At 64.4% G+C, this 21,413-nt stretch carries 19 protein-coding genes and 2 pseudogenes; 14 read left to right on the top strand and 7 right to left on the bottom strand.

The genetic code is table 11. From position 1 onward, the window contains the following. Window positions 1-106: 106 nt before the first annotated feature. Window positions 107-826: pseudogene (locus QJT78_RS39875) on the bottom strand (AraC family ligand binding domain-containing protein); the annotation flags it as partial. Window positions 827-877: 51 nt separating this feature from the next. Here QJT78_RS39875 and pobA point away from each other — a divergent pair. Both pobA and QJT78_RS39865 read left to right on the top strand, forming a co-directional pair. Further along, window positions 878-2,050, top strand: a complete 1,173-nt coding sequence (pobA, locus tag QJT78_RS39870) for a 4-hydroxybenzoate 3-monooxygenase (RefSeq protein ID WP_281460531.1) — start codon at window positions 878-880, stop codon at window positions 2,048-2,050. A 177-nt stretch (window positions 2,051-2,227) separates the two neighbouring features. Next, entirely contained in the window at window positions 2,228-3,292 is a 1,065-nt protein-coding gene (locus QJT78_RS39865; protein ID WP_038944795.1) for an SDR family oxidoreductase, read from the top strand. Window positions 3,293-3,318: 26 nt separating this feature from the next. On the opposite strand, the gene QJT78_RS39860 is transcribed toward QJT78_RS39865, so the two are convergent. The 3 genes from QJT78_RS39860 to QJT78_RS39850 all read right to left on the bottom strand — a co-directional run bounded on the left by QJT78_RS39860 (window position 3,319) and on the right by QJT78_RS39850 (window position 7,487). Next, window positions 3,319-5,469, bottom strand: a complete 2,151-nt coding sequence (locus tag QJT78_RS39860) for an adenylate/guanylate cyclase domain-containing protein (protein WP_028150354.1) — start codon at window positions 5,467-5,469, stop codon at window positions 3,319-3,321. Window positions 5,470-5,487: 18 nt separating this feature from the next. Then, window positions 5,488-6,159: a hypothetical protein gene (locus QJT78_RS39855; protein ID WP_028150355.1), complete on the bottom strand. Its 672-nt coding sequence runs from the start codon at window positions 6,157-6,159 to the stop codon at window positions 5,488-5,490. A gap of 188 nt (window positions 6,160-6,347) precedes the next feature. Continuing rightward, entirely contained in the window at window positions 6,348-7,487 is a 1,140-nt protein-coding gene (locus QJT78_RS39850; protein ID WP_028150356.1) for an HD domain-containing phosphohydrolase, read from the bottom strand. A 286-nt stretch (window positions 7,488-7,773) separates the two neighbouring features. Between QJT78_RS39850 and QJT78_RS39845 the strand changes: the two genes are divergently transcribed. From QJT78_RS39845 to QJT78_RS39790, 12 genes and pseudogenes are all read left to right on the top strand, one after another. Then, entirely contained in the window at window positions 7,774-8,097 is a 324-nt protein-coding gene (locus QJT78_RS39845; protein ID WP_014497542.1) for an STAS domain-containing protein, read from the top strand. Beyond that, on the top strand, window positions 8,097-8,462 hold the full coding sequence (locus QJT78_RS39840) for a response regulator (protein WP_028150357.1): 366 nt from the start codon (window positions 8,097-8,099) through the stop codon (window positions 8,460-8,462). Before QJT78_RS39845 ends, QJT78_RS39840 begins: the two co-directional genes overlap by 1 nt. Beyond that, the gene (locus QJT78_RS39835) at window positions 8,459-10,534 is read left to right on the top strand and encodes a chemotaxis protein CheA (RefSeq protein WP_281460530.1); all 2,076 of its coding nucleotides are present in this window, start codon (window positions 8,459-8,461) and stop codon (window positions 10,532-10,534) included. The genes QJT78_RS39840 and QJT78_RS39835 overlap by 4 nt, the downstream gene beginning before the upstream one ends. Continuing rightward, the gene (locus tag QJT78_RS39830; protein WP_014497540.1) at window positions 10,534-10,989 is read left to right on the top strand and encodes a chemotaxis protein CheW; all 456 of its coding nucleotides are present in this window, start codon (window positions 10,534-10,536) and stop codon (window positions 10,987-10,989) included. Before QJT78_RS39835 ends, QJT78_RS39830 begins: the two co-directional genes overlap by 1 nt. Window positions 10,990-11,027: 38 nt before the next feature. Next, the gene (locus QJT78_RS39825) at window positions 11,028-12,725 is read left to right on the top strand and encodes a methyl-accepting chemotaxis protein (protein WP_028150360.1); all 1,698 of its coding nucleotides are present in this window, start codon (window positions 11,028-11,030) and stop codon (window positions 12,723-12,725) included. 36 nt (window positions 12,726-12,761) lie between these two features. Then, window positions 12,762-13,238 carry a chemotaxis protein CheW gene (locus QJT78_RS39820; protein ID WP_038944790.1) on the top strand — a complete coding sequence of 159 codons (477 nt, stop codon included), beginning with the start codon at window positions 12,762-12,764 and terminating at the stop codon, window positions 13,236-13,238. Window positions 13,239-13,298: 60 nt separating this feature from the next. Continuing rightward, window positions 13,299-15,101 (top strand): methyl-accepting chemotaxis protein, encoded by a 1,803-nt coding sequence (locus QJT78_RS39815; RefSeq protein ID WP_212478896.1) that lies wholly within the window; start codon window positions 13,299-13,301, stop codon window positions 15,099-15,101. 138 nt (window positions 15,102-15,239) lie between these two features. Then, window positions 15,240-16,093: pseudogene (locus QJT78_RS39810) on the top strand (CheR family methyltransferase). Between the two features lie 16 nt (window positions 16,094-16,109). Further along, on the top strand, window positions 16,110-17,201 hold the full coding sequence (locus QJT78_RS39805; protein WP_028150362.1) for a chemotaxis response regulator protein-glutamate methylesterase: 1,092 nt from the start codon (window positions 16,110-16,112) through the stop codon (window positions 17,199-17,201). A 5-nt stretch (window positions 17,202-17,206) separates the two neighbouring features. Next, window positions 17,207-18,934 carry a hypothetical protein gene (locus QJT78_RS39800; RefSeq protein WP_038944788.1) on the top strand — a complete coding sequence of 576 codons (1,728 nt, stop codon included), beginning with the start codon at window positions 17,207-17,209 and terminating at the stop codon, window positions 18,932-18,934. 149 nt (window positions 18,935-19,083) lie between these two features. Next, window positions 19,084-19,530, top strand: a complete 447-nt coding sequence (locus tag QJT78_RS39795) for a hypothetical protein (protein WP_028150364.1) — start codon at window positions 19,084-19,086, stop codon at window positions 19,528-19,530. 124 nt (window positions 19,531-19,654) lie between these two features. Then, complete coding sequence (locus tag QJT78_RS39790) at window positions 19,655-19,939, top strand: hypothetical protein (protein WP_028150365.1); 285 nt, start codon at window positions 19,655-19,657, stop codon at window positions 19,937-19,939. Window positions 19,940-19,963: 24 nt separating this feature from the next. Here QJT78_RS39790 and QJT78_RS39785 read toward each other — a convergent pair whose 3' ends face one another. The 3 genes from QJT78_RS39785 to QJT78_RS39775 form a co-directional block, all read right to left on the bottom strand. Beyond that, window positions 19,964-20,329 carry a VanZ family protein gene (locus tag QJT78_RS39785; RefSeq protein WP_028150366.1) on the bottom strand — a complete coding sequence of 122 codons (366 nt, stop codon included), beginning with the start codon at window positions 20,327-20,329 and terminating at the stop codon, window positions 19,964-19,966. 499 nt (window positions 20,330-20,828) lie between these two features. After that, window positions 20,829-21,080, bottom strand: coding sequence for a hypothetical protein (locus QJT78_RS39780; protein WP_014497530.1), 252 nt, complete (start codon window positions 21,078-21,080; stop codon window positions 20,829-20,831). A gap of 78 nt (window positions 21,081-21,158) precedes the next feature. Further along, a partial coding sequence (locus tag QJT78_RS39775; protein ID WP_281460529.1) for a hypothetical protein occupies window positions 21,159-21,413 on the bottom strand: 255 nt, incomplete at its 5' end.

The following is a 21,413-nucleotide window of genomic DNA, read 5'->3' as shown; positions in this document are numbered from 1 at the left end:
TAGTCTCGGTCATGGCGTATCGCTCTCCTCGAGAGGTTCTGGCAGGCTCGTCACCCGCCTCGATACGCCGCCTTCCTCACACCGTCATCACCCAGATTCCGCCATAGCTCGTGTCGCCGGTCGCCGCCCGCGTCAGCCGGTTGAGATGGGTCGGCGTGATCGACAGCGCGCCTGCATAGTCCACAACGCTCCAGCGTTCCAGATGATGCTGTTCCAGCAGCGCCTCGAAGCGGCGGAACAGCCCGCTTTCCGCCGTAATACCGTTGCCGCCGCTCTCGCTGGTGAGCGCGCGGGCCACGAGCCCGATCATGGCCGCCGACAGTGCACGCAGCACGTGCGCGCGGCCGAAATCGCGCGCGGCGTGCTCGGCGAAGATCTGCTTCATGGTGGTGCGGATCTGCGGCGTGCCGCGCACTACGGCCGATCCGGACAAGGCGCCGCGCAGTCCTTCCGAGGCAAGCAGTGCCTCGTCCAGAATTTCCGCGGCGATGGTCAGCACCCAGCCCTGGGTATCGGGCTCGAAGCGGAAGCCGTGGACATGGCCGACCGGCACGTTGACGACCTGCATCGGCCGGAGCGGCACCACGCGCCCGTCGAGCGTCGCCTCGCCGCCGCCGCGCTCGATCACCAGCACCTGGTGCAGCCGGGCATGGCGGTGCACGGCCAGCGTCCAGTCGTGCAGCACCGAGCGCGACGCGATCGTCTCGCAATGCACGACGTCGGGCAGATCGCCGGACTCGCCGAAGAGGTTGTAGACCCGGATTGCCGGGACTGAGGCTGCGATTTTCATGTTCGAATAGTACAAGACAAAGACGAAACCCTCCATCGGTTTGCGGCGCCACATCTGCAAAAAACGCAGCGACGGGAGGACGTAAAAATGAAAGTTCAGGTCTGCATCATCGGCGGTGGGCCGTCCGGGCTGCTGTTGTCCCAGCTCCTGCACCTGAAGGGCATCGATACGGTCGTGCTGGAGAAATACAGCCGCGACCACGTGCTCGCCCGCATCCGTGCCGGCGTGCTCGAGCACGGCTTCGCCAGGTTGATGCGCGAGGCGCAGTGCGGCGAGCGGATGGACCGCGAGGGCGAGATCCACAACGGTTTCGAGATCGCGCATGACGGCGTGCTCTCCCATATCGACCTGCACAAGCATTCCGGCGGCAATTCGGTGCTGGTCTACGGCCAGACCGAGCTGACGCGCGACCTCTACGAGGCGCGCGATCACCTCGGCGGCAAGGTCGTGCACAACGCCGAGGACGTGACGCCACACGATCTGACGTCGGACCGGCCCTACGTGACCTATCGATCAAACGACGAGATCGTCCGCATCGATTGCGATTACGTCGTTGGCGCCGACGGCTTTCACGGTGTCAGCCGCAGGTCCATCCCGAAGGACGTGCTGCGCGAATACGAGAAGGTCTATCCGTTCGGCTGGCTCGGCGTGCTGTCGCGCACGAAACCGGTGTCGCCCGAGCTGATTTATGTGAAGCATGAACGCGGCTTTGCGCTCTGCTCGCTGCGCTCACAAGTGCTGAGCCGCTACTACGTTCAGGTGCCGTTGACCGACAAGGTCGAGGACTGGAGCGACGATGCGTTCTGGACGGAGCTGAAGCGCCGCCTGCCGGGCGAAGTCGCCGGCCGCCTGATCACCGGGCCCTCGATCGAGAAGAGCATCGCGCCCCTGCGCAGCTTCGTCGCCGAGCCGATGAGCTACGGCCGCCTGTTCCTCGCCGGCGATGCCGCCCACATCGTGCCGCCGACCGGCGCGCGCGGGCTGAACAGCGCGGCGTCCGACATCTACTATCTCTACCACGCCATGCTTGCGCATTATCAGCACGGCGACGATTCCGGCCTTGCGGGCTATTCCGCCAAGGCGCTTGCGCGGATATGGAAAGCCCAGCGTTTTTCGTGGTGGATGACGATGCTGCTGCATCGCTTTCCCGACCGTTCCGAATACGAGGACCGGCTTCAGCAGACGGAGCTCGAGTACCTGCTCTCGTCCGAGACGGCACAGCGGCTGCTCGCGGAGAATTACGTGGGACTGCCGTTTTAGCGACGGTTTGCGACCGCTCAGCTGACGTTGCCGCTCCAAAGGGGAACTCTCCTCGCGGCACGAGGCGAGTTCGCCCGTCAGGCCGGTTCCCTTTCAATAAGTGGTGACGGACGCCGAAATGCTCTGTTGCCTTGTGCGATAGTTCCTACCTCCTCAACCGAACAGGAGGGCGCAGCGATGACGAACACAGCGCTTGTGGTCGGCGCCAGCGGTATTGTCGGCAGCAATCTCGCCCGCCATCTCAGCGATCGCGGCTGGCAGGTGCTTGGGCTCGCAAGGCGCCCACCAAGCGGCCTCGATGGTGTTCGTCCCATCGCGGCCGATCTGCAGGACCCGGCCTCGCTTCGCGACATCCTGGCGAGCCTTCGTCCCACTCACGTGTTTCTCGCCACATGGCTACGTCAGCCCACCGAGGCGGAAAATATCCGCGTTAACGCTGCGATGGTGCGCAACGTGTTGGAGGCACTTTCCGGCGCAGATACGCTTTCTCATGTCGCGCTGGTCACCGGGCTGAAGCATTACCTGGGACCGTTCGAGTCCTACGGTAAAGGCAAGCTGCCCGCGACGCCATTCCGCGAGGAGCAACCGCGGCTCGATGTCGAGAACTTCTACTACGCTCAGGAGGACGAACTATTCGATGCAGCCAGGCGCGGTGGTTTCAGCTGGAGCATTCACCGCCCGCACACGATCATCGGTTTTGCGATAGGCAACGCCATGAACATGGGAACGACGCTTGCCGTCTACGCGACGATCTGTCGAGAAACGGGGCGGCCATTTCTCTTTCCAGGCTCGGCGATGCAGTGGACCGGCTTGACGGATATGACGGATGCCAGATTGCTGGCGCGGCACCTGGAATGGGCCGCGACGACGACGGCCGCGCGAAACCAGGCATTCAACGTCGTCAATGGCGATGTCTTCCGATGGAGCTGGATGTGGGCGCGACTGGCCGGCTGGTTCGGGTTGCGGCCTGCGCCCTTTCCAGAGGAAATTTCGCCGCTCGAGCGTCAGCTTGCCGATTCAGGTCGTATCTGGGCTGATATCGCGCTCAAGTATGATCTCGCCGAAAGAGACCTCTCCGTCCTTTCGTCGGCATGGCACACCGATGCCGACTTGGGCCGACCTATCGAAGTCGTCACCGATATGAGCAAGAGCCGTAAGCTCGGTTTCCTTGAATATCAGGCGACGGACGACAGTTTTTTCGATCTCTTCAGCAGGTTGCGTGCCGCGAACGTCATTCCTTGAGCCTTCTGACAAAGAGTAAACAACCGCTACTTTCCTTCCAGCGTATTGACCGGCGTCCACTCTGGCGATGGTGGATTTGCGGCGAGGGCTTTCGCGCGCTTGGCGAACAGCGCCGACGTCGGGTCGATCTTCGCGACGCCGTCGAACGCCTCGACCGCCTTCGCAAACTCCCTTGCCCGCCAGCACGCCAGCCCCTCCGCATACGCTGTGGCCACCTTTGTTTGCGCCGCGCTCTCCGCGCCCTTGTCCGCCAGCGGCTCGAACACCTTGATTGCCTCGCCGCGGCCGAGCACCCTGATCGCATCGAGCTCACGCCAGGCGAAAGTGTCGCCGGTCTGCGCCATCGTCGTTTCCGAGGCCATGATGGCGGTGCCGTAATATTTGTTGGCGCCCTCGAGGCGCGAGGCGACGTTCACGGTGTCGCTCATCACGGTGTAGTTGAAGCGCCGGCGCGAGCCGATATTGCCGACCACCGCTTCGCCGCTGTTGAGCCCGATGCGGTGCGACAGGCCGTGGCCTGCGAAGGCGGGATTGCTGGCGTTCAATTCCGCGAGCTTCTCGTGGCACTTCAGCGCGGCGTGAACCGCGTTGCGCGCGTGGGCTGGATCGTCGGCCGGCGCGCCGAACATCGCGACGATGGAATCGCCAATATATTTGTCGACATAGCCGCCATGGCTCTCGATGATGTCGGTCATGGCCGAGAGATATTCGTTCATCAGGGTCACCAGCTCGCCCGGCGTCATCGTCTCGGCGATCGAGGAGAAGCCGCTGAGGTCGGAGAAGAACATGGTGACGTTGCGCATCTCGCCGCCGAGCGCCGGCATCTTGCCGGAGGCTACCATGGTGTTGATCACTTCGGGCGCCAGATAGAAGGCAAAGCTCTGGCGCAGGAAGCGCTCGTCGCGATCGGCCAGCACGAAGCGGTAGCCGATCATCATCGCGAGCGCGGCAAGACTTGCGAGTGCAGGCTCGGTCAGCGGCAGCGCCACGGCTTGGACGAATGCCCCAACAGTCACGGCAGTGTAAGCGGCGGTAAGGACGAACCAGACAATCAGTGCGCCGCTCGGTGCGAGCATGCAGGCTGCGCAGGCGATGACCGCTGCAAATATAACGGTGAGGACGGTTCGCAGCGGAAAGCCGAGTTCAGTCACGGCGTCGCGCTCAATCAGGTTTCGCACGACGGTGGCATGCACGAACACGCCGGCGATGTCGCTGCGGGCCTTCCGTGCGGTGCTTGCGGGGGCGGGCAGGGCACAGCGCGCGGCCGGCGCCCCGTCATATCCGCCCGCAAGGCGCATCGAGGTGAGCTTGCGGTCCTCGAAGTTCAGGGCGGTGCCGAGCAGAACGACTTTACCGTCGAAGGCGTGGCGGAAGAAATCGCGGTCGCCTTTTTCGACGCAGGCGCGCAGATCGGCGAAGGAATAGGTCGGAACGTCGCGGCCCATTCCGCGGAAGTTGAGCGTCAGCGTGTTCGGCACCGCGCTCGGGACCGAATAGTCGGACAGCTCGGTCGCACCGGATGGCGCAATCGCGGGCTTTCCGCCGAGCGCGCGCGCGGCGAGCTCGACTGCCATCGCGGGGGCCGGCTTGCCGTCGATGGAGAAGCTGAGTGGCATTCGCCGGATGACATCGTCCGCGTCGGTATGGACATTGAGCGCGCGGATGTTGGTACGAACCGCCAATTGTTGCGCACGATACGGCCTCTCCGGATGGTCGTTGCTGAGGATTTCGCCGAGCACGAGCTTGTCGCCGTCGGAGAGTTGCCGCAACGCTATCAGGTAATCCCGGTCAAACCCTCTCATGCGCGCGCCGAGCGGCGCCTCGCCGAAGGGGATTTCCGACTGTTCGATCGAGCTTGGAAAGATGACGTCGAAGCCGATCACCTTGGCGCCGCCGTCGGTGATGCCGGTGAGCACGCGGCCGATCTCGCGTGTCCAGGTCTGCGTCGGCGATCCCTTGAAGGGTGAGGTGTCGTAGGTCTCGCCGTCGATGGCCACGACGACGACCGGCGAATCGGAGGGATCGCGGCGATCGCCGAGAAGCTTCCAGCGCAGCGCCGTGAGGATATCGAGCGAGAGACCTTGCAGCGTCTGAAGCGGCGGGGACGTGAAGACTGCGCCCGCAACGAGCGCAATCAGGATCGCCGCAACGATGTCCCGTCCCCCGATCCGCCGCATCGCCCCGTCGCAAGCCGCCTATTCGAGCCGCAGCAGGCGGCCGACGATCGGCGTCGGCGATGAGGTGGCGCTGGCATCGACCTGGAAGGCGTAGCGCTTGGCGCCAAGGATAGCGAGATAGCTTCCGCCCGGGGTCAGTGTCTTTCCGGCCTTGGCAAAGTCGTAGAACTTGCCGCCGACCATCATCTCGCTCTTGAGCGGCACGCTGATCGTGGGCTCCTTGCCGTCGGTGCGTTCGATCACCAGCGTGCTGCCGCTCTTGGCCTGTATCAGCGGGGCGACGCCATAGAGCGTCGGCAGCTTGGCCGGCGGCGCTCCCTTGGCGTCCGATCGCATGGTGCGGAAGGTCGTTGCGGCGCTCTGGTTCGCCTCGCGCTCGGACAGTTTTGCTGCATTGGTATCGCAGGGCACCTTCTCGCGCTTGACCTCGCCGAACTGCACGGTGCTCTGCTCGGCGCCGACCAAGACGACGCCTTCGCTGATGGTCTCGCGCTGGCAGGATTTGAGGTAGCTGAGCGTGATGCTGGCCTTGGGCCCGAGCTTGATGATCTTGCCCGGCGCCACATAGTCCATAAACGCGATGCCGTCGACCTTGCCCTGCACATCCTCGACGATCGCGGCCGGGGTCTCCGCCAAAGCGGGGGCCGCAAGACAGAACGCGCCGAAACCAGCGCCGATCAGGCTTCTCATGGGAATTCTCATCCAATTCGACCGATAAATCGCCGGTCCCTGTCCTGGTTCGATGCTTAGCACCGGCGCGTCCAGGTAAGTGTGACCGGAATCACTCGTGGTTATTGGTGCATTCTAGCAGGAACTGGTTCAAACCGGCGACCGGAGAAGAGCGAGGCGGCGGCGAGCAGTTGGCTCGATGGACAATATCAGGCGGCCGGGACGGGCTCAGGCAACCGGTCCTCGACCGCACGGCTCTCTGCCGTACACTCTATAATAGGCGCGAGAGGCGCTTCGGTCCTCTGATACGGCGTCGCCTGCTGACCGACGGCGATTTCCACGACATCGTCCCAGCGCGACAGGAAGGCCTCGACGCAGGCCGGGTCGAACTGCCGGCCCTGGTTCTCGACCAGATAGTCGCGCGCCACGTCGAGCGGCATCGGCTCTTTATATGGCCGACGCGTCGTCAGGGCGTCGAAGACGTCGGCGACCGCGACGACGCGCGCGGCGACCGGGATCTCGTCTGCCTGAAGGCCGTTCGGATAGCCCGCGCCGTCCCAGCGCTCGTGATGGCCTGCGGCAATTTGCGCACCGAGCTGGATCAGCTCGCAGCTGGAGTCGGCCAGGATCTTTTCGCCGATCGTCGCATGGGTGCGGATCACCACCATCTCGTCGTCGGTGAGCCTGCCGGGCTTGAGGAGGATATGATCGGGGATGGCGACCTTGCCGACGTCGTGCAGGGGCGCGGCCAGATAGATGTCGCGGCAGAGCCGGGGCGGCAGGCCGAGCTGCTCGGCGATGATGCGGCTGTAGCGGGCGACCCGCAGCGTGTGCTCGCCGGTGTCGTTGTCGCGGTATTCGACCGCGAGCGCGAGCCGCAGGATGATCTCCTCCTCGCGCTCGCCGAGCTTCTGGGTCGCGGCCGCGACCGCGCTCGCCAGATCGGCGGCACGGTCGTTCTGCTTGCGCACGGCTGCACCAAGGCGCACCAAGTTGCGCAATCGCACCGTCATCTCGACGCTCTGTGGCTGTTTCGGTAAGAAATCGGTTGCACCAACCTGCAGCGCTTCCATCTTGACGTCATCGGTCTGTCGCGACGTGATCATCGCGATCGGGATGTCGGCGCAGCCGGGCAGGGCGCGGAAGGCGCGGATGAAGCTGATGCCGTCCATATGCGGCATCTCGTAGTCGACCAGCACGAGGTCGAAGACGCGCTCGCGCGCGCAAGCCAGCGCCTCGACGGGATCGAGGAACGTCGTGGCCTCGACCAGGCCTTCGGCTTCGATATGACGTTTCAGGAAATTGAGGACAGAGCGACTGTCATCAACGAGAAGCGCTTGGGTCAGCATCGGCGGCCGGTCTCGTTCGGATGCGAGGCGTGACCTCCACGAATAGTCTTTGCGATTTAACGCGGAGCAAACGCCAGGGCTGCGGCGAGCTGACTCAAGACTGCGCACAACGCATGAGAATTGAGCGAACCATGCACGCCTGCATACATGCGCGAAGTTCTTCGGTTTGTGACCCGTAGTTGTACGGTGATGCCCATTAGGGGTTTGCACACTCCCCCAAGCGAATAGTCGTCGCGCGAGATTCGCGTCATGCGTGCAGCGAATCCCGAGGAAATCTGGGGGACGAATGCCGTCTGACGTCACTGAGCCGAAGTGGTCCCTACGGCTGCCTGCAGATTGCAGCATCGCTGCGATTCGCAGTGTCTATGACCTGATCCGCGAAGCTTTCGGCCGGCAGGACCGGCTCGAGATCGATTGCTCGAGCGTCGACAAGGCCGACGTAACCTCGATCCAGCTTCTGCTGTCGACCGCCAGGACGGGCGAGGCCCAGGGCCGCCCTGTGGTGCTCACATCATTCTCCCAGTCTCTACGCAACACCCTTCGCCGCGCCGGCTTCGCCAGCGATGCGATGATCGATCAGCACTTCCCGCAAAAGAAAGATGGCACCTGATGGCCGCGATTCTCACGGTCGACGATTCCCCCAGCATCCGTCAGATGATCAAGGTCGTGCTCGAGCCGGCCGGTCACAACGTGATCGAGGCCGGCGACGGCGCGCAAGGGCTCGCCAAGGCGCAGGCCGGCAAGCTCGACCTCGTCATCACCGACCTCAATATGCCTGTCATGAACGGGCTGGAGCTGATTCGGGCGCTGCGCAAGCTGCCAAGCGCGGTCGGCATGCCCATCGTGTTCCTGACCACCGAATCCAACGACACGGTGAAGCAGGAAGCCAAGAGCGCCGGCGCCACCGGCTGGATTACCAAGCCGTTCAAGCCGGAGCAGCTGCTCGCCGTGGTCGGCAAGCTGGTGCGTGCATGAACGCGATGGACCCGACAGAGGTCTTTCGCCAGGAAGCCAGCGAGTTGTTCGAGGTCCTGGAAGGGGCCCTGCTCGATCTCGGCCAGCGTCCCGACGACCGCGAGCTGGTCGATTCCGCCTTCCGCGCCCTGCATACGATCAAGGGCTCGGGCGCCATGTTCGGCTTCGACAAGGTCGCCTCCTTCACCCACGAATTCGAGACCGCGTTCGACCGCGTCCGCAAGGGCGAGATCAAGCCGACGCAGGAGCTGATCTCGGTCGCGCTTGCGGCCAAGGACTATATCCGCGCGCTGATCGAGGATCCGCAGTCGACCGACGACATCATCGGCGAGGCTATCCTCGACGACCTCAAGCGCTTCGTGTCGTTCGACCGGCCTGACGCTCCGATCGCCGAGATCGCCGAAGCGCCGCCGCTGGCGCCCAGTGAGAGCAAGCAGGCCGGCTGGCACCTGTATCTGGAATTCGAATCCCACATCCTGCGCAACGGCTCGAACCCGCTCGATCTGCTGGAAGACCTTTGCAAGCTCGGCCCGTGCTTCGTCGTGCCCGTGACCGACGGCATCCCGTTCCTCGACGAGATGGAGCCGGAAGACTGCTATCTGAAGTGGGACGTCAAGCTGCACGCCGCCTGCGACAAGGACGCGATCGACGACGTCTTCATGTTCGTCCAGGACGAGATGAAGCTGACGCTCTCGCCGCTTGCGCCCGCGCCGCTGCCGTTGTTCCAGCTTCTCGACGAGGAGCCGGCTCCGATGGTCGAGATGGCTGCGCCGGCGGTCGAGATTGCTGCCGCGCCCGTCGCCGCACAGCCCGCCGCCAAGGCAGAGCCGAAGCCGGAAGCCAAGCCTGAATCGAAGTTTGAACCGAAACCCGAGGCCAAGCGTGACGATCGCGGCATCGCCACTGTCCGCGTCCAGGCCGAGCGTCTCGACGAGTTGATGGACCGGGTCGGCGAGCTCGTCATCGCCCAGGCGCGGCTGACGCAGCTCGCCTCGTCCGGCTCGGATCTCTCGATCAAGATGATCGCCGAGGAAATCGAGCGCCTCGCCTCCTCCTTGCGCGACACCACCATGGGCGCGCGCATGGTACCGATCGGCTCGCTGTTCGGCCGCTTCCGCCGTCTGGTGCACGATTTGTCGCGCGACCTGTCGAAGCCGGTTGAATTCGTCACCACGGGCGAGGACACCGAGCTCGACAAGACCATGATCGAGTGCCTGGCCGATCCGCTGGTTCACCTGATCCGCAACGCCATCGACCATGGCATCGAAGACACCGCGACCCGCTCCGCAAACGGCAAGACGGAGCAGGGCCGGATCGAGCTCGCGGCCGTTCACTCCGGTGCGCAGGTGCTCGTCACCGTGAAGGACAATGGCGGCGGCCTCAACACCGCGCGCATCCGCGCGAAAGCGGAAGAGCAGGGGCTGATCGCCTCCGGCGCCGTGCTGACCGATCACGAGATCCACCAGTTCCTGTTCCACCCGGGCTTCTCGACCGCGCAGACCATCTCGGCGCTGTCGGGCCGTGGCGTCGGCATGGACGTGGTCAAGCGCACTATCGAGAACATGCGCGGCACGATCGACCTGTCGACCCGGCCGGGCCAGGGCACCACGGTAACGCTGCGCCTGCCGCTGACGCTTGCGATCATCGAGGGTCTTTTGATCCGCGTCGGCGAGGGCCGCTACATCATTCCGTTGTCGGCGGTGGAGGAATGCGTCGAGCTGACGGCCGAGGACGAGCGCTCCCGCGGCCGCAACTTCCTCAACGTGCGCGGCAACCTCGTGCCGTTCCTGCGCTTGCGCGAGATCATGACCGCATCGGGCGCGCCTGACCGGCACCAGAAGACGATCATCATCTCGACCGGCGAGACCCGCGTCGGCCTGGTCGCCGACCAGATCATCGGCAACCACCAGACCGTGATCAAGTCGCTGTCCAAGCTGCACTCCGACGTCACGATCTTCTCCGGCGCGACCATTCTGGGCGACGGTACGGCGGCGCTGATCCTCGATGTCGCACAGCTCGTCGCGATGGCGCAGTCGAAGGTCGAGAAGCAGCACATCAGCGAGGCGGCGTGATGAACGAGGCGGGCGAACATCAGGTCGACGCGATGCAGGTCGTGATGATCGGCCTCGGCGAGGAGAAGTTTGCGCTCGATGCCGGCCTCGTGCGCGAGATCATCGATCCAGTGCCGGTGACCAAGGTGGCGGGCGCGCGGGCCTTCGTTCCGAGCGTCATCAACGTGCGCGGCAACGTCATTCCGCTCGCCGACCTGCGCATTCGCTTCGGCATGCCGCAGCTCGACGACTCCGCCGACACCCGCATCGTCGTCATCGAGATCGAACTGGACGGCGAGCCGGTGCTGGTCGGCGTCACCGCCGACAAGGTCTATGAGGTCACGGAGATATCGCAGACCGACGTGCAGCAGACGCCGCGCGTCGGCATGCACTGGAAGCCGGAATTCATCCGCTTCATCGCCAAGTGGCGCGAAGAGTTTGTTATCGTTCCCAACATGGAACGTATCCTGAATTGAAATGCGGTCTCGGGGCGAGACTGGGGTAGGGGCTGGAAATGAGATTTACCGTCAAGGCAAAGCTTGCCATTGCATTCGGCGTGATCCTGTTGCTCTCGATGGCTGCGGGCGGCCTCGCTTATGTGAAGCTGACCGAGATGATCGACACCGCCGACAGCCTGGTGTCGCGCGCTGGCCGCATGGACCGTGCCGCCGAGATCGAAAAAGGAATTCTGCTGCAGGTCCGTGCCGAGAAGAACCTCATTCTCGCGCCTGAAGGCGAGGCGGATCGTTTCATCGCCGAAATCGCCAAGCAGCGCGAGACGCTCTCGAAGTTGAAGGAAGAGATCCAGGCCGCGGCTTCCTCCGAAGGCAAGAAGCTCATGGAGAATTTCGGCGTCGCCTATGCGCGGATGAACGCCGTTCAGGACGACGCTCTCAAGACCGCCCGGACCGACAAGGCGAAAGCCGCCGAGCGCTCCATGACCGAGGTCCGCAAGGCGGTCGGCGAGGCCATGGAAGCCGCCAACGTCTACGTCACCAACGTCAAGAAGAACATGGCTACCCAGGCCGCTCAGGCGCACGAGGACGGCAACCGGGCTCAGCTCCTGCTGATCTCGGCGGTGCTGGCATCGCTTGTGATCGGCCTGATCGCCGCGATCTGGATTTCCATCAGCATTGGCCGTGGCCTCAGTCGCGCAGTCGGCCTTGCCGGTGCGGTGGCGGCCGGCGATCTCAGCCAGACGATCAACGTCTCCAGCAATGACGAGATCGGCGATCTCGTCAAATCGCTGAACATGATGGTCGACAAGCTTCGGCAGGTTGTCGAGGAAGCTCTCACCGCGGCGCAGAACGTTTCCGCCGGCAGCCAGGAGCTCTCCGCCAGCGCCGAGCAGCTGTCGCAAGGCGCGACCGAGCAGGCCTCGTCGGCCGAGGAAGCCTCGTCCTCGATGGAAGAGATGGCCTCGAACGTAAAGCAGAATGCCGACAACGCCAACCAGACCGAGAAGATCGCCGCGCAGTCGGCCAAGGACGCGGAAGCCAGCGGCGTCGCCGTTGGGCGTGCCGTCAACGCGATGCAGACCATCGCCGAGAAGATCACGATCGTGCAGGAGATCGCGCGCCAGACCGACCTTCTCGCGCTCAACGCCGCGGTCGAGGCCGCGCGCGCCGGGGAGCACGGCAAGGGCTTTGCGGTGGTCGCGTCCGAAGTACGCAAGCTCGCCGAACGCAGCCAGGCGGCGGCGGCCGACATCGGTACGCTGTCGACGGAAACCGTGAAGGTCGCGCGGGAAGCCGGCGACATGCTGTCCAAGCTCGTGCCCGACATCAAGAAGACTGCCGAGCTGGTCCAGGAGATCACGGCGGCCTGCCGCGAGCAGGACGTCGGCTCGGCCCAGATCAACCAGGCGATCCAGCAGCTCGACAAGGTCGGCCAGCAGAACGCCAGCGCCTCCGAACAGGTCTCCTCGACCTCGGAGGAGCTCGCCTCGCAGGCCGAGCAGCTTCAGTCCACCATCTCGTTCTTCCGCACCGAGCATGCCGGCCGCGGCGAGGCTGCCGCGCCCGCGCCGATCGACCGTGCGGTCACCCAGCTCCGTGCCAAGGCCGCGCACATGGCGGCAGCGGACCGCGGCGGCAGGAAGCCCGCGCCCGCCCGCAAGCCGGCGCGCGCGCTGAAGGTCGCCAATGGCGGCGGCTTCGCCTTCGACATGCATGACGGCGAAGACGACCGCGACGCCGAGTTTCAGCGCTGACCGCAACTTGAAAACAATCTGACTCTGGACCGTACCATGGCCGCAACCTCGCAATATCTGACGCTCGGGCTCGCCGGCGAGACGTTCGGCATCTCGATCCGCAATGTCCGCGAAATTCTCGACATGCGGCCGATCTCACGGCTGCCGCATGCGCCGAATTTCCTGCTCGGCATGATCGACGTCCGCGGCAGCGGCTATCCCATCGTCGACCTCCGCACCAAGCTCGGCCTACCGGCCGTGGAAGTGACTGAAGCGACCCGCATCATCATCCTCGACGTGCCGATGAAGGATCGCCTGGTCGGCGTCGGCTTCGTCGCGGATTGCGTGTTCGAGGTCACCGATATCGACGAGCAGGCGATCGAGCCCATCCCCGAGGTCGGCGGCAAATGGCAGTCCGACTATGCCGCCGGCATCGGCCGCAAGGGAGAGAAATTCGTCGTCATCTTCGATCTCGCCAAGCTGATGGCGAACGACGAGATCCCGGAAGGGCGCGATACCTCTCGCGCCGCCTGAAGTTGCAAGCGTGAAGCGTGGTCAAGCGTAAGCACCCCAATTCGAACCAACGAGACTGACATGAGATTCACCGTCAAAGCCAAGCTTGCCAGCGCCTTCGGCGTCGTCATCCTGCTGTCCATGATCGCCGGCGCGGTCGGCTATATGAAGCTGGCGGACATGGTCGGCACCACCGAGCTTCTGGTCAGCCGTGCGGGCCGGATGGAAAAGGCCGCCGAGCTGAAGGAAGGCATCCTGTTCCTCGTGCGCGCGGAGAAGAATTCGATTCTCGCAGCGTCCGATGCGGAACACGAGCAGTTCCAGGCCGACCTCATCAAGAACCGCGATGCGATCACCAAGTCGAAGGACGAGATCTACGCGGCCGCCAGCGAAAGCGGCAAGAAGCTGATGGAAAATTTCAACGTCGCTTTCGCCAAGCTCAACGCCTATCAGGACGAGACAGTCCGGCTCGCGAAGACCGACAAGCCGAAGGCGCTCGATCGCTCCATGCATGACGGCCGCAAGGTCGTTGCGGACGCGATCGAAGCGGCAGACGGTTACATCAAGAACGTCAAGAAGAACATGGCCGAGCAGGCCGAGCAGTCCAAGCAGGACGGTGCGCGCGCCGAGATGCTGCTGATGAGCCTGGTCATTGCCTCGCTCCTGATCGCCGCGGTCGCGGCAACCTGGATTGCGCTGAACATCAGCCGTGCGCTGGCGCAGGCGGTGGGCCTCGCTGATGCGGTGGCGATCGGCGATCTCAGCCACAAGATCGAGTCCTCCAGCAATGACGAGATCGGAGATCTCATCAAGTCGCTGAACGCGATGACGGTCAACCTCAACGCGACGGCGTCGCTCGCCAACCAGATCGCGCAGGGCGATCTCATGGTCGAGGCCAAACCGCTGTCGGACAAGGATACGCTCGGCCTCGCGCTCGAGCGCATGGTGGAGAAGCTTCGCCAGATCGTGTCGGAAGCCCTGACCGCGGCGCAGAACGTCTCCGCCGGCAGCCAGGAGCTCTCGGCCAGCGCCGAGCAGCTCTCGCAGGGCGCGACCGAGCAGGCCTCGTCCGCCGAGGAAGCCTCCTCTTCGATGGAAGAGATGGCCTCGAACGTGAAGCAGAACGCCGACAACGCCAACCAGACCGAGAAGATCGCCGCGCAGTCCGCCAAGGATGCCGAGGCGAGCGGCGCCGCGGTCGGCCGCGCCGTCAACGCGATGCAGACCATCGCCGAGAAGATCACGATCGTGCAGGAGATCGCGCGCCAGACCGACCTGCTCGCGCTCAACGCCGCGGTCGAGGCCGCGCGCGCCGGCGAGCACGGCAAGGGCTTTGCCGTGGTTGCGTCCGAAGTGCGCAAGCTCGCCGAACGCAGCCAGGCGGCCGCCGCCGAGATCGGCACGCTCTCGACCGAAACCGTCAAGGTCGCGCAGGAGGCCGGCAATATGCTCTCCAAGCTCGTCCCTGATATCAAGAGGACGGCAGAGCTCGTCGAGGAAATCACCGCCGCTTGCCGCGAGCAGGACGTCGGCTCGGCCCAGATCAACCAGGCGATCCAGCAGCTCGACAAGGTCGGCCAGCAGAACGCCAGCGCGTCCGAACAGGTCTCCTCGACCTCGGAGGAGCTTGCCTCGCAGGCCGAGCAGCTTCAGTCGACGATCGCCTATTTCCGCATCGAGCAGGGACGCGGCCAGGCCGCCGCGCCGATCGACCGGGCGGTTACCCAGCTCCGCGCCAAGGCGGCGACAATGGCGGCCGTCGAGCGGCCGGCCAAGAAGCCGCAGACGAGGCCGGCGCGCGCGGTGAAGGCGGCCGGTGGCGGCGGCTTCGCCTTCGACATGAACGACGGCGAGGACGATCGCGACGCCGATTTCCAGCGCTGAGAGCCGTCAAGAGGTCGGCCCATCCTTCACCGGTGGGCCGATCCGCCGTCAGTGATCGTGTAAACGCGTGGGATTCAAGATGGCCCGTTCGGCCCGACATTCAGTGCAGGCGGCCATCGCGGATCGGGGCATTCAGCTATGATGCCCGCGGTGCAGGATACGGCCGTCCATCTGTCCGACCGCCACTTCCGGACCATCGCCGAGCTGATCGAGGGCCAGGTCGGCATCAAGCTGCCGCAGGGCAAGCGGCTGATGCTGGAGGGGCGGCTGCACAAGCGCGTGCGCGCGCTGAACTTCTCGGACCTCAACGAGTATGTCGACAATCTGTTCGAGGCCGATCATTTCGACACCGAGCTGACCCATCTCATCGATGTGGTGACGACCAACAAGACCGACTTCTTCCGGGAGCCCCAGCACTTCACCTTCATGAGGGACGTCGCGATCCCAGCCCTGCTCAAGTCGCACGGGCGGAAAAACGCGAACCTGAAGATCTGGAGCTCGGCGAGCTCCACCGGCATGGAAGCCTACACGACCGCCATGGTGCTGGACGACATGACGCGGAACGGCTCGCGGTTTCAGTACCGCATCCTCGGGACCGACATCTCGACCGCGGTGCTGCGCCTTGCCAAGTCCGCGATCTACACCCGCGACGTGCTCGCCCCGGTGCCGGAGCCCTTCGTGAAGCGTTATTTCCTGTCGTCGCGGGACAAGTTGCGCGGCGAGGTGCGGGTGGTGCCGGATTGCGGCGCATGACGCATTTCATGAGGATGAACCTCATGGATAAGTCCTACCCCGTCGATCGGGACGTCGACATCATCTTCTGCCGCAACGTCCTGATCTATTTCGAGCGCGAGACCCAGCGCAAGGTGATCGAGCAATTGTGCAGCCATTTGCGGCCAGGCGGCTATCTTCTGGTCGGTCATTCGGAATCGATGATTCACAGTGCAGTGCCGGGTCTGAAGCAAGTTCAGCCAACCATTTTCAAGGTCTAGCCGGAGCGCAACCAGAATGCCGAGGGAGAAAGTTCGCGTACTGATCGTGGACGATTCGGCGTCGGTGCGCCAAATCCTGCAAACGATCCTCAACGACGACCCTGACATCGAGGTGATGGGGACGGCCTCCGATCCGTTTGCGGCGGCGCGCCGCCTCCAGAACGAAATCCCCGATGTCATGATCCTCGACCTGGAAATGCCGCGCATGGACGGCATGACCTTCCTGCGCAAGATCATGGCGCAGCGCCCGATCCCGGTGATCATCTGCTCCTCGCTCACCGAGGAGGGCTCCGACGTGATGTTCGAGGCGTTCGAGGCGGGCGCGGTCGACATCGTGCCGAAGCCGAAGATCGACACCCGGCAGGCGCTGCTCGAATGCTCGACGCGGCTGCGCGAGGCCGTGAAATCGGCAGCGCGCGCGCGGGTGCGCCCGCGGGCGGAGCGCCGTACGATCGAGAGGAAGCTGACCGCCGACGCCATCATCCCGCCGCCGGTGCAGGGCAAGGTCCGGCCGACGACTGAGCGCATCGTATGCATCGGCGCATCGACCGGCGGGACCGAAGCGCTCAACGACGTCCTCGAGATGCTGCCGCCGCACTGTCCTCCCATCGTCATCGTCCAGCACATGCCGGCAGGGTTCACCGCGGCCTTCGCCAGACGTCTCGACAGCGTCTGCCAGATCCGCGTCAAGGAAGCCGAGGACGGCGAGCCGGTGCTGCCGGGCTGCGCCTATATCGCGCCGGGTGCCCGTCACATGCTGCTCCAGCGCATCGGCCTGCGCTACCAGATCGCGATCAAGGACGGCCCGCCGGTGTCGCGGCATCGCCCCTCGGTCGACGTGCTGTTTCGCTCCGCGGCCCAGCATGCCGGCGCCAATGCGCTCGGCGTGATCATGACGGGCATGGGCGACGACGGCGCGCGCGGCATGCTGGAGATGCGCAAGCTCGGCGCCTCGACGCGCGCGCAGGACGAGGAGAGCTGCGTGGTGTTCGGCATGCCCAAGGAGGCCATCGCGCATGGCGGTGTCGAGAAGGTCGTCTCGCTGCATCATATCCCGCGCGAGATCATGCTCTGGTATCAGGCCGGACACGTTGCGGTGGCAGGTTGATTGCGATGTCCGCCATTCCGGCCAATACGCTCACCGAGGCGATCGTCGCGATCGAGGATGTCTCGTCGCGGATCGAGGACGTCTTCGCGCGCGTCGGTCACGAGCTCGGTCGCGGTCACCTCATCTTCAAGGAGCTGAACCAGGGCCTTGCGACGCTCTCGGAGGAACTCTCCGGCGCCGAGATCGAGGGCGCCGCCACCGCGCTACAGGAGATTGCCGCGCGGCTCAGCGAGCTTGCAGAGGCGCTGCCGGCCGAGAGCGCGCTGCTTGCGACCATCGGCACGAGCACGGCGGAGGCGTCCTCGCTGCTCAAGCCGTTGTTCAAGCACATCCAGATGATCACCATCATCGCGCGCAGCGCGCGGATCGAGGCCGCCTCGCTGGATGGCGATCGCGAGGGCTTTCTCGCCTTCACGCAGGAAGCCTACGATCTCGGCAAGGCGGTACAAGGTTCTATCGAGGGCTGCGCACGGGACCAGCAGCGCTTGTCGGAAGCCGTTGCGACCGCGTCCGGCCGGCAGAGGGAATTCGAGAGCCGTTATCGGAATCAATTGGTGTCGGAGAGCGCCGAGCTCGGCGCAGCCTATTCCGGATTGCGCGGCCAGCGCCGCGACAGCAGCCAGCTCGCCGACCTCGCGAGCACCAGCACCAGGAAGATTGCCGAGGCGGTCGGCGGCGCAATCATTTCCTTGCAGGCCGGCGACAGCACGCGCCAGCGCCTCGAACATGTCTGTCATGGCCTCGGCCAGGTGTCGGAAGCTGCGCCGGGCCTCGTTCCCGAACGGGGCGCGAGCGAGGACGGCGCGCGCGCGATCTGCGAGTTGCACGCGGCCTTGCTCAGGGACGCCCAGCGCGAATTCGGCGGCGACATCGGCCAGATCGTTCGCGCGCTCACCGCCATCCTGCACGATGCGGGCAACGTCGTCGGCCACGGCCGCACGCTGTTCGGCGGCGAGGATGGCGGCTCGTCATCGTTCCTGGCGCGCATCAAGCAGGCACTGGCACATGCCTCGACCCTGATCGCCACCTGCGAGAGCGCCGGCCGCTCGGTCGACGAGGCGCTCGCCATCGTCGAGGACACGCTGGCAAAGTTTCGCCAGGCCATCGCCGGGCTCGCCGAGGCGACCGTCGACATCACCCTGATCGGAATGAATGCCGGCCTCAAGGCAAGCCATCTGGGCAGCCGCGGCAGCGCTTTCGTCGTGATCGCCAACGAGCTCAAGGCGACCGCCGACCAGGTTTCGGCGGGCGCGGGGCGCTTGCGGCCCGTGCTCGACGGCATCGAGCGCTCTGCGAACGAGCTGAAGGAGCTCCGCGTGCGGGGCGATCCTACGCAGCTCGCCAAGTTCGAGCCGCAGATCCTCCAGGCGTTGCGCGTGGTCGAGGTAGGCAACGAACGGCTGGGCAAGCTGATGAGCCGGCTCGTCGATGAAGGCGCGGAATTCGAGGGCCTGATGAATTCGGCGCAAGGTCTGATGAGTTCGCTGGGCGAGAGCTCCGCGGCCTTGCCCGCGGTTGCCGCGCGGCTCGAGACCGCGAGCGCGGGTGCGCAGCGGCCGCAGCCGGAGGCGCAGGATCAGGCGATGCTCGACGAGCTCTTCGCGCGCTACACGATGGAGCGCGAGCGGGACGTTCACCGGGAATTCCTGCAAACGCTTGGCCTTGCGTCGATCGCCGCCACGCGCCGCGTCGAAGCGGTCGAGGCCGCGGATGACGGCATAGAGTTGTTCTGACGTTCGCCGCCGGCGTCGCGCGTCGGCGGCAATTCGACGGATTGGGTTTTCGGAGCATTAACCTTGCCCGAAGGGCTGCCCGTTAGGTCATTGTCGCGCCCCAGAGTTGGTCGCAAATACAGGGCGATCTTCACCTCGGAAAATTCCCCATGCTGAGAGACGGTAAATACGCTGCCTGGTTCAGGACCCCACGAGGTCAGGGCACCGGCATCGTGGATCTGGCCGAGGGCCGGATCTCGGGCCGCGACAGCTTCTTTACTTATGGTGGTTCCTACCGGGTCGATGAGCAGCACTTCTCGGCCGTCCTGACCGTGAACCGGCATGCTGACGGCCCGCTGAGCGTGTTTGGGCCTGATGAGGTCGAGGTCAAACTCTCGGGTGTGTGCAACGGCCTGGTGGCGAGCTGTTCGGGAACGGCCAAGGAAGCACCCGACGTGAAGTTCGAGGCGACGCTGATCTACAGCCAGGAAGATGCGCCGGCAGCCGACGCCAAATGCGCGGTCGTGAAGCTCAACGCCGACAAGCTGCCCAAGGGCTTGGACAACCGTTCCCGGCCGCGTCATCCGTTCACGCCGCCCAAGGCACCTGTGTCGTAAGGTGCGGGCTTTTAGCTTTGCATTGACGCTGTTGTCGCGAAATCACGGCGCGACTGGACTGCGGCAACACTAGTTTTAGAGGTGAAATCTAGGTTGGGGCCCATAACAAAAGGCGGACAGGGACATGCCTCAGATCTGGATGACATATGACGAACTCGCGACCCTCAGCGGCTGCAGCGCTGCCGAGGCCAGGATGCAGGCGATGCATCTGTCGCTCGATCGCCGCAAGAGCCGCGACGGGAACACCCGCGTCAAGCTGAACCTCGCCTTGATGGCCCGGTTCTTCGAGACCGTTCGCGAAGCCGAATTCGACCTCGATGACGCGATCACGGCGCTGCGCAATGCCCATCGCCAGATGTCCGGGGTTCTTTCGACCAGTCAGCCGAGCTTGCGGCGCGGAGTGGCGTAAGTTCTCGCGGCGCCGGCGGCCGCCTCAGGACGGCGGCCTCGGCAGGAAAGCCAGGATGGTTTGGGCCAGAAGGACGCCGACGGTGCCGCCGGCGGCCTTTTGCAACACATCGATGAATCGTGGATCACGATCCGGCGTCACCGCCTGCAAGACCTCTAACCCGACTGCGACGGCGACCACGAACGCGCAAGCCAGCTTGACGCGCCCCGGTAGCAGGAAGGACAGCAGGAAGCCCAGCAGGCCGTAGGCGCTGAAGCGCTCAATCACGACGACCCAGTAGGCCTCCGCGTGGCCCATGAGTGCCGGCCGGCCCGCGAGCTTGGCCAGCGTCGCATAGACGATGAGCACGAGACAGATAACCGCGGCTGCGATGAGATGGTTGCGACGCATTGCGCCAACATAGCCGGTCGACCGGCTGGCCGCTTTCGAAAGCCAAGAACATCGTTAAGGTTCACAAACCCTCGAGGGCATGAACCAAGGTTCACGGGCGAGCCGCGGAGCCGTGGCTACGGCCCAATCCGCATGCATTCGCTTGACGTCAAACGTGGCGGTGTAGTCGCGATCTCACGCGGACGGCGCTGAGTTGGCGAGGGCGGGCATTCATCTGCCAGTTCTTCGGCCTGGTGACCCAAAGCCGGACTGCCAAGAACAGGATGTTGATGCCGAACCAGATCGACATCACGATAAGGAAAGAGCTTGCCATAACGGCTCCGCCTCCCGCTTTCTTTCGAAAGCAATGCGGAGCGCGGCTGAGAGTTCCGCCTTCAGGGGAACGGGCAGGCGATTGTCCCTGCCCAAATTCTCGTCATCGTCAAAACCAGGCCACCCCGGTCAGGCACAAAGCAACGCGCCTGACCGCATGACCAAGCCGTTCGCAGGGACCGACGTTTCAACGCCGATTGTAGGACCAGCCCTTGTCGACATTGGTCGGGTAGTGGGCTGCGAAGTACGGATTCTTGAGGCAGTTGCGCGCGGGATCGAAAATCCAGTCGGCGCATTCCCGGTAATTCAGGAATCGGCAATCGAAACCGAAGGCGCACCACGGCGCGCCGTTTGGAAATCCGAACCCCACGGGGACTTGCGCCGACGCTACTGAGGGCAGAGCCAGGAGCAGAGCTACGGCGAGCGCGCGGGACAACATGGTGCATTCCTCCAACAATCTATCAAACTGAGACCGAAGCCGGTCCGGCGACCGTTCTGCGCCGAAAAGGGACGATGTTCAATCTTCGTCGTTGGATAGTCTAGCAGCCGGGCGCGGAGAGATCGAGAGCGCTGAAAGCGATCGGCCCATGTCGATTGGCGGCTGCCATTGATCGATTGATGAGGCGGACGCACCGGTCCATGACGTGTCGCGCGCGGCCGACGCTAGTACCCACTTTTCTTGGAACGTGAGTCGTGATTCAAGGTCGGGATGATACCCGAAGCAAGAGAAGTCCACCTTTCGAGGAAAGATCGCAAGGTGCTTGAGGCGTGC

The organism is Bradyrhizobium sp. Mp27 (assembly GCF_029953005.1).
GTDB classification, from domain to species: domain Bacteria; phylum Pseudomonadota; class Alphaproteobacteria; order Rhizobiales; family Xanthobacteraceae; genus Bradyrhizobium; species Bradyrhizobium barranii.
This window is presented reverse-complemented; position numbering and strand designations above follow the sequence as displayed.